This window comes from Bordetella genomosp. 4 (assembly GCF_002261185.1).
GTDB lineage: Bacteria > Pseudomonadota > Gammaproteobacteria > Burkholderiales > Burkholderiaceae_B > Bordetella_A.
On the sequence record NZ_NEVQ01000013.1, the window covers coordinates 1 to 12,617 of the forward strand.

Sequence of the window (12,617 nt, forward strand, 5' to 3'; positions counted from 1 at the left end):
CACGTGCGGGTCATCGTCATGGATTTGTCCGAGACCTATCGCCGAATTGCCCAACGGTACTTCCCCAATGCCATGATTGTGGCTGACCGTTTCCACGTCATTCGGCTGGTGAATCACCATTTCCTCAAGCTGTGGCAACAGCACGATCCCGACGGTCGCAGAAACCGTGGACTATTAAGCCTGATGCGCCGCCATCACTGGAAACTGACCGCCCTGCAGAAGGAAAACCTGCACCAGTACCTGGCACAGATGCCGGTGCTGCAGGCGCTGTATTTTGCCAAGCAGCAGCTCAACGGCTTTTTAGTCCTGAAGAGCCTGAAGGCCGAACGCTCCCAGAAAATGCTACCCAAATTCCTGGCGTTGATCCGGCAGTTCGAGCAAAGTCCGGCCAAGGCGCTGGCCGCGACGTTACTATCGTGGCTGGAGCCGATCGTACGAATGTGGCGTTTCACCAAGTCCAACGGGATCACCGAGGGATTCCATACGAAGATGGAGATGCTCTCACGCCGGGCGTTTGGGTTCAGAAATTTTGAGAATTACCGCATGAGAGTCTTGGCTCAGTGCGGTTGGAACGGTGTGATTAACCGAGTCTGATGAATGCCCATCCCCCGTTTATGGGGTAGAGCCCGCCTTAAGGGCGCTGTTTTGGAATTTCCTAGATCACTCTAGAACCTGAATTGGTGGAGCGGAGGAGGATCGAACTCCCGACCTTCGCATTGCGAACGCGACGCTCTCCCAGCTGAGCTACCGCCCCGATAAGCATCAAAATATAGCATATCTTGGATGCGGTGGGTGCACGGTTTCGCGGGCTCAATCCAGTCGGCATCTGCGGGCTTTTTTGCACGCAAGAGCGGGCGGAGTCGTGAGCGGGCGGCGGACTGCTAGCGCCAGGGTCTGGCAGCCCGAGAAAACCCTCAGTCGAGATTAAGCGTCGCGATCACGGGCGCGTGATCCGAGGGCTGTTCGTTCGCGCGCGGTTCCTTGTCGATGACGCAGGCGGTGCACTGTTTGATCAAAGGCTCGGACAGCAAAATATGGTCGATGCGCAGCCCCGCGTTGCGCCGGAAGCCGAATTGCCGGTAATCCCACCAGGTGAAGGATTTTTCGGGCTGTTCGAATTTGCGGAACGAATCGGCCAGGCCGAGATCGATCAATGCACGAAAGGCCTCGCGTTCCGGCTCGGAGACCAGTACTTGGCCTACCCATTTGGCAGGATTGTGCACGTCTTCGTCGGCAGGGGCGATGTTGTAGTCGCCCAGCAGCGCCAGGCGTGGGTAGTTTTTCAATTCCTCAGCTACCCAATTACGCAAATGTTGAAACCAATCCAGCTTGTAGGGATATTTTTCGGAATCCAGCGATTGTCCATTGGGGCAATAGGCGCAGATGACGCGCACGTCGCCACCCGGCGCGGGCAGGGTGACGGCCAGTACGCGCTGTTGCGGGTCGTCCATCGTCGGGATATTGCGCACCATGGCGGAGCCGGTTTCGCGCGAGATGATTGCGACGCCGTTATAGGTTTTTTGCCCGGCCCAGACGGCTTGATAGCCGAGCTTGGTGAAGGCGTCCAACGGAAACTTGTCGTCGGTGAGTTTGAGCTCTTGGAGGCAGAGGGCGTCGACGGGGTTGGCTGAAAGCCAGTCCAGGACTTGAGGCAGACGGACTTTCAGGGAGTTGATGTTCCAAGTAGCTAATTTCATTCCGTATCAAAAATCTTTTTATTTCAACTGTTTGGCGGGTTTTTGCGCCTTGATTTTATGGGCTTGCCTATCAGTTGGCTACCCATATCCAAGGCGCGGCAACAGGTTTCTGCGTGCCGCGTCTACGCCATAGTATCAGCGCTTCTGCAGACTGTTCTCCGCTGCCTAAATTGTGCCCGCCAACAAAGGTCTTGATCGAAAGAAATTACCAGTATGAATATGTCGTCTGCCCACTTAGGAACCAGCTCAGGGAGCCGGCATCGTCGTTTCCGGCAATGCTGCGCAATGCGCGTAGATTTCGCCAGGGTGGGTGAACCACACTTTGTCGCGCTGCGGGTGATTGACGATGTGTTGCAGCGCCCGGCGTAAGGAGCGCAGCCGATAGGGTTGCCCCACGATCATGGCGTGCAGAGCCAAGCTGAAGACCAGCGGTTGCTTATCGCTCTGCTCGAGCATTTCGTCGAACTGATCAATAATGGCTTGGCCGAAATCGTCCGGGCTTTGATGACGCACGAGCATCTGCGGAGAGTCATTGAGTTCAAACGGATACGGCACAGACATGATTCGCCCTTTGCGCGTCTTCATCCACAGGGGCTGATCATCTGCCGGCCAATCCATGACGAACTTGAACCCCGCTTCGTCCAGCAGGTCCAGGGTAGAGGGCGTCACCGACATCCACGGCGCCATCCAGCCTGTCGGGGCCTGGCCCCAATGTTTGCGGATGTCGTCGCGCACTTCGGCGATGAAGCGGGCCTCATCGGCTTCCCACATGCCCGCGTGACGTTCCGCGTTGGTGCGGCCATGGGCGATGACCTCGTCTTTGCGTGCCTTGATGCGTTCCAGAATCTGAGGCGCATATTCGAATAAGGTGGTGTTGATCAAGTGGGACGCCGGCAGCTGCAGATCGTCCAGCATGTCAAAGATGCGCCAGACGCCGACCCGGTTACCGTAATCCGACCAGGCAAAGGCACGCTGATCCGGCGCCGGCAGGGGCACTGACAGAGAATGGGACAACCCAGCACCGAAAGCGAAATGTTCGATGTTCAGCCCGATAAAGAAGGCCAGGCGCTTGCCTTCGGGCCACGTGTAGGCGGGGCGTTCCGTAATGGGGCGGTAGGCATAACGGTTGTGGTGAGGCAGCTGCATGAGAGTTCCTTTGGGAAGAGGACTGCATCGAACAAAATTCGGTAGCACCAGTGTACCAAAATTGGTTATCATTCCAATATAGCGACAATCCAGCGTAAAACGGATGATCCAATGAAGCCCGGCAAATTTACGTACTACGAACCCAGTTCCGTCGAACAGGCGGTCATGATGCTGGCCGATGTGGCGGATCAGGACGGCCGCATCCTGGCTGGCGGCCAGACCTTGGTGCCTGCGATGGCATTGCGTTTTGCGCAGCCGGCCTATCTGATCGATATCAACGGTATCGCCTCCTTGCAGCAGCTTGTCGCCGAGGGGGAAACCTTGAAAATCGGTGCCTGTGTTCGCCATGCGGCTTTTCATCAGCCGGTCGTCGAGGGGCCGCTCGGCGCATTGCTCAGTACCGTCGTGCGCCATATCGCGCATTTGCCGATACGCAATCGTGGCACTTTCTGCGGGAGCCTGGCGAATGCTGACCCGGCCTCTGAATGGTGTCTGGTCAGTGTCACACTCGACGCGACCATGCAGGTACGCAGCCAGGACGAGGCACGGCAGGTGCCGGCTGCGTCGTTTTTCCTCGGTTACATGACGACAGCGCTGGCGGCCAATGAGCTGTTGGAATCGGTATCGCTGCCCGTGCTGTCTCAACACTGTTCCTTTGGTTTCGAAGAAGTCAGCCGGCGCGCGGGCGATTTTGCTCAGGCGATGTCTCTGGTCGTGGTTGAGCATGACGGCGACCGCGTGCGCAATGTCCGGATTGGGTTGGGCGCAGTCGAGACCACGCCCCGCCGGATGACCGATGCCGAGGCCATGATCGAGGGCCAGTCCGTGACGCAAGACCTCATTGACGCCGTTGCCTGGCGTGCCAGCGCAGATGCAATTCCCTCCGACATCAGCGAGGAGGGGCAGCAGTACCGCCGCCATCTGGTCAATACCGTCGTTCGTCGAGCGTTGACGAAAGCATGTGCCCGTTTCCTGGCCGCGAACAAGGGGGAATAAATCATGGACAAACTCGATATAACGCTCAATGTAAACGGCGAGATTCAGGATTTGCGGGTCGAGCCTCGCCAGAGCCTGGTGGACGTGCTGCGTGATGAATGCGGCCTGACTGGCACGCATATCGGCTGCGAACACGGTGTGTGTGGCGCCTGCACCGTATTGGTTGACGGTGATCCTGTTCGTGCATGCCTGATGTTTGCGGTACAGGCGAACGGGCGAATTGTGCGCACTGTCGAAGGCCTGGCCTGTGGCGAGAAACTGAGTCCCTTGCAGCAGGCCTTTGTCGATCAGCATGCGCTGCAATGCGGTTTTTGTACGCCGGGGTTCTTGATGCTGGCCCAGGGCATTCTGGAGCGTAATCCGGACATCAGCGACGCAGAAATCGTAGATGCTTTGTCTTCCAATCTATGCCGTTGTACGGGCTATCACAACATCATTGCCGCAGTGAAGCAAGCGCGAGACATCTTGAATAAAGAGGGCCATCATGAATGCGCGTGACTCTGCCATGGTGGATCCCGATACCAGCACAACGGCTCAGCGGACAGAGACCGCGGATGCGGTGATCGGCAAATCGGTCACCAGACTGGAAGACGACGCGCTGGTGCGAGGCGAGGGCTGCTTTGCCGCGGATGTAAATTTCCCGCGTCAATTGCATATGCGGGTAGTTCGCTCCGAGGTGCCGCATGGTCGCGTGCGGGATGTCGATGCGAGCGAGGCCCTGCAGGTCCCCGGCGTCATTGCGGTGTGGACCGGCACCGATGTGGCCGATATTCCGCCTATTCCATTTCGCGCCACGACAGTCCAGGGTTTGGAGCCGTATTGCCAACCTATTCTCGCGCAAAGCCACGTACGCTACGTGGGTGAGCCCGTCGCCGTTGTCTTTGCAACTGATCCCTATATCGCAGAAGACGCAGCCGCACTGGTGCGCATGGATATCGAGCCGTTGCCGGCATTGATGGATGCCCGTGACCCGCCGCAGGAATTCTTGCCGGGGTTGAACACCGAACCTACCGTGATCCGCAAGGGATACGGCGATTTGGAGTCGGCTTTCAGTGCTGCCTGGGCCGTCGTATCACTTGATTTGTCTATCGGCCGTCACAGCGGTGTGCCGCTGGAATGCCGAGGCGCTATCGCTCGCTATGACGCGTCTAGGGATGTGCTTGAAATGCATGGCGCGGCCAAGAAATCGCATTGGAACCGCGATGAAATGGCCAAGATGATAGGCCGTGCGCCCGCGACGGTTCATCTGTATGAGGGCCATGTGGGCGGTGGTTTTGGTGTGCGCGGCGAACTTTATCCCGAAGACGTACTGGTTTGTCTCGGCGCCCTGCGTTTACGCCGGCCAGTGAAGTGGATCGAAGACCGGCGCGAAAACCTGTTGGCGACGAATCACTCGCGCGAACAGTATCACTCTATCAATGCCGCTATCGACGAACACGGGCATATTCTGGGAATACGCAATCGCTTTTTCCATAGCCAGGGCGGTTATGTGCGCACGCACGGGCCACGCGTCGCGGATATGTCTGCGGGACTGTTGCTGGGACCGTACCGCGTTCCGGCCTATGAGGTCGCCGGCCATTACCGATTGACGAACAAGACGCCCGCCGCAACGTATCGCTCGCCTGGCCGCTACGAAACCAGTTTCGTGCGCGAACGGCTGATGGACGCCATCGCCGCTCGTACCGGCGTTGATCCCATCGAGATCCGACGTCGTAATCTGATCGACAAATCAGAGATGCCCTACACGCGTCCCCTCGATGCGTTGGGTGTCGACGTGCTGCTGGATTCTGGTGACTACGACGGTCTGCTGGACAAAACGCTGTCACGCGTGGACTGGAAAACGTTGCGCGAGAGTCTGAATAATCGTCGTCAGGCCGGAGAGCGTGTCGGTCTGGGCTTGGCCATGTTCGTGGAAAAATCCGGATTGGGTCCCTCCGATATGGTTCGCCTGACCGTCGATCGCGGAGGCTCTATCGAGCTCGTTACCGGCGCAGGCTCCGTAGGCCAAGGGATGCAGACTGCGCTGGCGCAGATCTGCGCACATGAGCTGGGCGTGGATTACCGCAAGATTCGCGTGATCAAAGGCCGCACCGACCAGATCGAGTTTGGTAACGGCGCCCATGCCTCGCGCGTCACGGTGATGTCAGGATCTGCCACGCAGATCGCTGCGAAAAAAATCTGCGCCAAGGCCTTCGGCGTTGCAGCGACGATGCTGGGCGTGTCGGCAGACCGGTTGTACGTGCGTGACGGGGTTATCAAATCGTTGGACGATGACGGAAAACCTGGCGTCACGCTGGCGCAGGTGGCGTCTTATCTGCATCCCAGTCAGAAGACGAGCAATGGCCATGAGCCCGGTCTGTCCGCGGAGGGCTGGTTCTATAGCGAACACATGAATTACCCGTACGGCGTACACGTTGCCCAGGTGCGTCTGGACGAAGGAACAGGGCATGTGGATATCGAACGGTATTGGGTTTCGTATGACGTGGGGCGCGCGGTCAATCCGAAAATGATCGAAGGCCAGATTGTCGGGGGTTTAGCCCAAGGGCTTGGTGGTGCGCTCTACGAGCAATTTACGTACGACGCGAATGGGCAGCCTCAGTCCACGACCTTTGCCGACTATCTGATGATCACGGCGCACGAGATGCCTCCCGTCGATGTCCTCATTACCGAGGACGCGCCCAGTCCATTGAATCCCCTGGGCCTGAAAGGCGCAGGAGAGGGCGGTACCAACGCCGCGGGCGCTGCGATTGCCGCGGCCATCGACGACGCACTGGGCATGCCGGGTACGGTCAATCGGCTGCCGGTATTGCCTGAAGACATCTTGCGTTATCTCACCCAAGGTCGATCGACGCAGACACAACGTGACGCAGCCGCGGGCAATGCGGTGGACTCCAAGTAAGGGACAAGATGCAATTCACGAATCATTTCCAGGTATCGCTTCCGCCGGAAGAGGCATGGCCGCTGTTGATGGATCTGCCGGCGGTAGTTCCCTGCATGCCGGGGGCGGAGATCGTCGAGCGTATTGATGACCGCCGTTTCAAGGGCAAAGTATCGGTCAGACTGGGGCCTGTGGGGCTGGTCTTTTTGTGTGATGCCAACTTTACCGAGATCGACGACGAACGTCGGCGTGCAATCGTGCAGGCCGAGGGCGCCGACGCAAAGGGGCGCGGCACAGCGCAGGCCAGCATTCAATTTCATTGTCAGCCGAGTGCCGTCGGCTCTGAAATTGTCATTACCACAGACCTGACATTGGCCGGCGCGGTAGCGCAGTATGGCCGCGGCGTGGGGCTGATTCAGAATGTGGCCAACCAGATCGTGGCGCAGTTCGCTCGCAATCTCGAGGCGCGCATCGAGCAGATCAAAGAACACGAAAAGGTGTATGGCGTATCGGGCGCTCCTCGTCAGGAGGAGGCTGCACCGGTCTCCTCCTTGCCAGGTCCTGCCGTGGGCGAGCCGGCATCTCGCTCGGTCGCGACGGAGCCGGCTTATGCCCAGGGGTACCGCGATGGCTTTGGCGCCGGATTCAATGCCGGACACGCCGCAGGTCTCGCCGCAGCCGCTGCGCAGCAACGATCCGGTCAACCGCCTGCAGGGGCTCCTGGCACGCTGCCTCCCATTGCGCCTGCCAAACCGATAGGCGGCCTCTCGCTCATCTTTTCGTCGTTGTGGGCCACCGTTCGAGGGTGGTTCGGCGGCCGTACGCATTAATACAAATCACGGGCTGCACGCGTCTTGCAGCCAACGCTATCAGGAGTGTCATTCATGTCGATCAAAAAAAGCACGGTACTTACCATGCTGAGCGCAGAGGAGATCGAGCGCTACTATGCCTCGGGCCATTGGCGCGACCAGACGATTTATGCGGCCGCATCGGCGCAGGCGCAGCGCAGTCCGGATAGTTATGCGATTCGAGACGGCGCGAATCGGCTGACTTACAAAGAATTGATCGCCTGCGCGGACGCGCTGGCGGTACGTCTGCACGGCGCAGGCGTGCAGCCTGGTCAGCGTGTGGGTCTGTGGACAGCCAGCCGCGTAGAGACCGCAGTGGTGTGGTTGGCATGCTCGCGCAATGGATATACCTGCTGCCCTTCATTGCATCGCGATCACACGGTAGGGGATGTCAATGTGCTGATGCGCCGGGTGCGCGCAGCGGCCTTCATTGGCCAGCAAGGCTGGGGCGCAGACGCCACGCGTCACGACATTTTTAAAATGTTGGCGGATCTGGAAAATCTGAAGCTGGTGATTGATCTCGCCGACAATGCGGGATCGGGGGATCTGCTGGCCTCGAGAAAGCATGCCGCTAGCGACGTCCAGGCTGGCGCGGTCGATGTGCCTGTCTGCACGGATCCGAATCGCGTCGTGTATTTGGCCTTTACCTCGGGGACGACTGGCGAACCCAAAGGCGTCATGCATAGTGATAATACCTTGCTGGCGAATGCCCGTGCTATTGCCCATGATTGGAAATTTGGGCCTGCGTCCGTGCTGTATACGATGAGCCCCCTCAGCCACAACCTTGGCTTGGGCGCCATGATCAGCGCCTTTGCCACGGGCGCTGAATTAGTGGTGCACGATCTGGCTCGAGGCGCGAGCTTGGTTGACCGATTGATTGAAACCAATACGACTTTCCTCTTTGGCGTGCCGACTCACGGTATCGACATTTTGAACGAGCTGCGCCAGCGGGGCCTCAAAAAGCTGGGGCGTCTGGAGGGTTTCCGGATTTCTGGCGCCTCTGCGCCGCCGGAGGTGGTCGCGGGCTTGATCGAGCACGGCGTCAAGCCGCAAAGCGGCTACGGCATGACCGAGGCCTGCTCGCATCACTACACGCTACCCGACGATAGTGCGGACCGGATCATCAACACGTCGGGCCGCGTGTGCGCTGGCTATGAGGTACGTATTTTCTCCACGGAGGATCCGGATACCGAGATCGGCCCTGACCAGATCGGCCAGATTGGCGGACGAGGTGCCAGCCTCATGCTGGGCTATTTTGATAATCAACAGGCGACCGAAGAGTCGTTCAATGCCTCTGGCTGGTTCATGACGGGCGACCTGGGCAAGCTCACTGAAGACGGCTATCTGGTGATCACCGGCCGCAAGAAAGACCTGATCATTCGTGGCGGGCACAATATTTATCCGGCCAAAATCGAGAACTTGGCCATGCAACATGATGCCGTCGCTCGGGCTGCGGCACTGCCTGTGCCGGATCCGAGAATGGGAGAAAAGGTCTGCCTGGCAGTCATGTTCAAACCTGGCCGGTCTGTCGATGCGGATACGTTGCTGGCGCATTTGGACGAGGCGGGTTTGTCGCGCTATGACATGCCTGAGTATTTCATCGCGTTGGATGAAATACCGCTGACAGCAAGCGGCAAAATGTTCAAACGCGGGCTCGCGGACGACGTACGCGAGGGGCGTTTGGCAATTGAGCCTGTCCGCTTCAAGGCGAGCACGACGGTGGCCTCATGAGTCAGCGCGATACCCTGGATCGGCTGCGCCACGAGTTGGCACACCCACCGTTTCATACCGTGTTGGAACCGCAAGCCCTCTCGGCCGACGCGGATAACGGCACCGTAGTGATCCGGCTGCCGTACAAGCCCGTATTCGGTCGAGCGGAAAACAGCCCGGAAATCCATGGCGGGGTGATTGCCGCTTTGATCGATCTGGCGGGGCACGCAGCCGTTGCGGTGCAGATCGGCAGGATGGCTCCCACCATCGATCTACGCATTGATTTCCTGAGGCCGGCGCCTGCAGATGACCTGATCGCGACCGCACGCACTCTCAAAGTGGGCAAGGCCGTGTCGCGCGTCGACATCGAGATCCGGGGTCAGCATGACAAGCTGATCGCTGCAGGCCGTGGGACCTTCAGCAGTTTAAATATGAACGCACAGGAGCAGTGATGAAAGCTGTATTGATCCGCGAGTTTGGCCCGGTAGACGCCTTGCGTGTGGAGGAAATCCCCGATCCCGTGCCTGAACCTGGCCAGGTATTGATCGACGTCCAGGCGACGGCAATCAACTTCGTCGACACTCTGGTCGTCACGGGGAAATATCAGTTTTTGCCTGATCGGCCTTTCGTGCCAGGCAAACTGCCTACGGGTATCGTGTGTGCTGTGGGCGAGGGTGTGACGGAGCCCCGCGTAGGCGACCACGTGCTTACACTCGCCGAGCACGGGGGATATGCACAAAAGGCGGTCGTCAAGGCCACCGATTGTTTCCGTATGCCGGAGGGTTTGCCCTTTGTCGAGGCTGCCAGTATGGCGCTGGCGTATGACACGGCCTGGTTCGCGCTGTGTGACCGTGGCCGCGCCGTCGCGGGCGAGACCGTGCTGGTGATGGGCGCATCCGGCGGGGTGGGCCTGGCCGCGCTGCAATTGGCCAAGGCCTACGGGCTAAAGGTCATTGCCGGCATATCAGGACCTGGCAAAGCCGATCTCGTCACGCAGGCCGGCGCCGACGCGTGGATCGATCTGTCTCGCGACAACCCGCGCGACAGCATACGCGAGCAAGTCTATGCTCTGACTGACGGTAAAGGCGCGGACATTGTGCTGGATCCGCTGGGCGGGGATTATTTTGACGGCGCCATCCGGGCGGTCGCATGGTGCGGACGTCTGGTGGTGATCGGATTTGCGGCGGGGCGCATTTCCACGCTAAAGGTCAACTACGTGTTGTTGAAGAATATTGAGGTCAGTGGCGTCCAAGTCAGTGACTATCGCAAGCGCACCCCCGAAAAAATGGCGCACTGCATGTCCGAGATTTTCCGCCTCTATAGCGAAGGAAAGCTGGTGAAGACGCCGAGCCGCACCTATTCCCTCGAATCGGTCGGCGAAGCGTTACGTGCCCTGGAAACGCGTAAGGCGGGGGGGCGGCTGATTCTGGTGCCCCAGGATTGATTCCGGCCGGCTGGCGTGAGCATGAAAACTCGCGGCGTCACGTGTCTAAAGAAGGGGAGTGTTCCAAAATTGGGTCACCATTGTATGATCTCAGTCCCTTTCGCCGATGCGTCTGTATGCTCGGCAAGACACTACGGGAGTCAAAATGCCTTCGCAGTATGAAGAAATCGGTCAACGGGTCCGGGCGTTCCGGATGGCCTCGGGATTCAGCGCCGACGAGGTCGCACAACGCATCGGGATTTCACGTACCGCCCTGTATCGTGTGGAAAAGGGCGATATTGCAAAAATTGATACGTTGGAGCGGCTTTCCGAGCTGCTGGACGTCTCGATGCCCACGCTGATGGGGGTCGGCATCGAATATCTGGCTTCCGCGGTGAGCTATTTCGAGCGTACCCGTCAGTTGGAGGAACGGGCGGATCAGATCATTGTGCTAGCCAGCCCTGTGTCGTTCCTGCTGGCGTCGGATGACTTTATTACCGTGCTCGACCAGTCGTTGCGCGAGTCCGTGCCCGAGGATTATCCGCATCGCGCCAAATATATGACTGACGTGAGCCAGGTCATCGACATACTCGCTGCGCGTAAACAGACCTACCGGCGCCGGCGGCCCAGCATCGTGAATCTGATCTCGGCGGATTCGATCGAGCGTTTTCTCAAGATGGGGCTGATGGGAAAACGGGATCTGCCAGAGGCAGTGCGCCGGGAACGGCAGGAGAAGGCGCGTGCCGAGATAGAGCATTTGGCCACGCTGCTGGAGGCCGACGATCTAGGTGTGCAAATCGGTTTGGTTACCGACATTTTGCCGCACAACGGATTCCAGATTTTCCGGCAAGCAGAGCGTCGTACTTTGACGATCAGTCCGTTCCGCTTGGGGGAACAGCCCAATATCCGAGTGGGCGTGGCGATGCTGACTTCGGCCCCGGAGGCACTGAAGCTGCACGAAAAGATCGTGAAAGAAGCTTGGCGAACGGCCATCAAAGGTGAGGCTGCGGCGGCACATTTGCGTGAGTTGCTTGCGGCAACGGAGAACGCTACGGACGCTGTAGAACCCGATCCGAAACCCGGCCGAAAGCGCGCTGCACGTTCGTCGAAATAGTGGCCGCGGTGTCATCGCGGCAATTTTGCAACTGTACTCAAACACCATATTGATTAGAGCCGCCATGACAACCAATATCGACATCTGCCGTACGGAGCTTGTTCTTGCCAATCGTATTCTGGCCAGGGCCGGTGTGCTGGATGCGTTCGGTCACGTGAGTGTCCGGCATCCAGATAGGCCCGATAATTTTCTATTGTCGAAATCGAAAGCGCCTGAGCTGGTGAGCGATGCGGACATTCTCGAGTATGACAGTGAGGCCGTGCCTCTGGACGGAGTAGGGGTGCCGCAATACAGCGAGCGCTTTATCCATAGCGAGATGTATCGCGCGCGTCCGGACGTGATGGCGATCTGCCATCACCACAGTCCGTCGGTGCTGCCTTTTTGCGTGGCTGGCGTATCGATTGTTCCGGTATATCAGCATGGTGCGCTGATTGGCCGGCATGTGCCCATGTGGGATAGCCGAGACGAGTTTGGCGATACTAACCTGCTCGTGACTAACGGAAAGCAGGGGGCTTCCTTGGCGCGTGCGTTGGGTTCTGCTTCGATGGTGTTAATGCGGCATCATGGCGCGACCGTCGTTGGTACTGGTTTGCGGGAGCTGGTATTTCGGTCTGTTTCGGCCTGCAAGAATGCGGAGTTTCAGTATCGTGCTATGGCGATTGGGACGGTGACGGGGCTGACTGATGGGGAAATTGAGCTCGCTGCTAAAGTGCCGCCGGCGGCTATAGATCGGGCTTGGGATCTGTGGGTGGGTGAGGCGTGATGATAGCTCGCCGGTTGGCGGGGGGATTGAGTTCTATTGGAC

General features: G+C 58.8%; 12 protein-coding genes and 1 tRNA gene. 10 read left to right on the forward strand and 3 right to left on the reverse strand.

The annotated features are described in order from the left end of the window. Positions 1 to 594, forward strand: a 594-nt coding sequence (locus CAL20_RS10280; RefSeq protein WP_143277046.1) for a transposase, incomplete at its 5' end; no start/stop codon positions are given. An 84-nt stretch (positions 595 to 678) separates the two neighbouring features. Here the strand turns inward: CAL20_RS10280 and CAL20_RS10285 are convergent. The 3 genes from CAL20_RS10285 to CAL20_RS10295 all read right to left on the reverse strand — a co-directional run bounded on the left by CAL20_RS10285 (position 679) and on the right by CAL20_RS10295 (position 2,843). Beyond that, positions 679 to 754 (reverse strand) — tRNA-Ala (locus CAL20_RS10285). Positions 755 to 914: 160 nt separating this feature from the next. After that, on the reverse strand, positions 915 to 1,697 hold the full coding sequence (gene xth, locus CAL20_RS10290; protein ID WP_094820906.1) for an exodeoxyribonuclease III: 783 nt from the start codon (positions 1,695 to 1,697) through the stop codon (positions 915 to 917). 246 nt (positions 1,698 to 1,943) lie between these two features. Then, positions 1,944 to 2,843, reverse strand: coding sequence for a polysaccharide deacetylase family protein (locus CAL20_RS10295; RefSeq protein WP_094820907.1), 900 nt, complete (start codon positions 2,841 to 2,843; stop codon positions 1,944 to 1,946). 111 nt (positions 2,844 to 2,954) lie between these two features. Here CAL20_RS10295 and CAL20_RS10300 point away from each other — a divergent pair, with 111 nt between their 5' ends. From CAL20_RS10300 to CAL20_RS10340, 9 genes are all read left to right on the forward strand, one after another. Beyond that, on the forward strand, positions 2,955 to 3,839 hold the full coding sequence (locus CAL20_RS10300; protein ID WP_094820908.1) for an FAD binding domain-containing protein: 885 nt from the start codon (positions 2,955 to 2,957) through the stop codon (positions 3,837 to 3,839). A gap of 3 nt (positions 3,840 to 3,842) precedes the next feature. After that, positions 3,843 to 4,337 (forward strand): (2Fe-2S)-binding protein, encoded by a 495-nt coding sequence (locus CAL20_RS10305; RefSeq protein WP_217903920.1) that lies wholly within the window; start codon positions 3,843 to 3,845, stop codon positions 4,335 to 4,337. Then, the gene (locus CAL20_RS10310; RefSeq protein ID WP_218830705.1) at positions 4,324 to 6,738 is read left to right on the forward strand and encodes a xanthine dehydrogenase family protein molybdopterin-binding subunit; all 2,415 of its coding nucleotides are present in this window, start codon (positions 4,324 to 4,326) and stop codon (positions 6,736 to 6,738) included. The genes CAL20_RS10305 and CAL20_RS10310 overlap by 14 nt, the downstream gene beginning before the upstream one ends. Positions 6,739 to 6,746: 8 nt before the next feature. Continuing rightward, positions 6,747 to 7,547, forward strand: a complete 801-nt coding sequence (locus CAL20_RS10315) for an SRPBCC family protein (RefSeq protein ID WP_094820910.1) — start codon at positions 6,747 to 6,749, stop codon at positions 7,545 to 7,547. 54 nt (positions 7,548 to 7,601) lie between these two features. Beyond that, complete coding sequence (locus CAL20_RS10320; RefSeq protein WP_094820911.1) at positions 7,602 to 9,296, forward strand: class I adenylate-forming enzyme family protein; 1,695 nt, start codon at positions 7,602 to 7,604, stop codon at positions 9,294 to 9,296. Then, positions 9,293 to 9,727: a PaaI family thioesterase gene (locus CAL20_RS10325; protein ID WP_094820912.1), complete on the forward strand. Its 435-nt coding sequence runs from the start codon at positions 9,293 to 9,295 to the stop codon at positions 9,725 to 9,727. Before CAL20_RS10320 ends, CAL20_RS10325 begins: the two co-directional genes overlap by 4 nt. Further along, positions 9,727 to 10,719, forward strand: coding sequence for an NADPH:quinone oxidoreductase family protein (locus CAL20_RS10330; protein ID WP_094820913.1), 993 nt, complete (start codon positions 9,727 to 9,729; stop codon positions 10,717 to 10,719). Before CAL20_RS10325 ends, CAL20_RS10330 begins: the two co-directional genes overlap by 1 nt. 145 nt (positions 10,720 to 10,864) lie before the next feature. Next, on the forward strand, positions 10,865 to 11,812 hold the full coding sequence (locus CAL20_RS10335) for a helix-turn-helix domain-containing protein (RefSeq protein WP_094837816.1): 948 nt from the start codon (positions 10,865 to 10,867) through the stop codon (positions 11,810 to 11,812). 64 nt (positions 11,813 to 11,876) lie between these two features. Then, a complete protein-coding gene (locus tag CAL20_RS10340) occupies positions 11,877 to 12,575 on the forward strand; it encodes a class II aldolase/adducin family protein (RefSeq protein ID WP_094820915.1) in 699 nt (232 codons plus the stop codon). Positions 12,576 to 12,617: the final 42 nt, after the last annotated feature.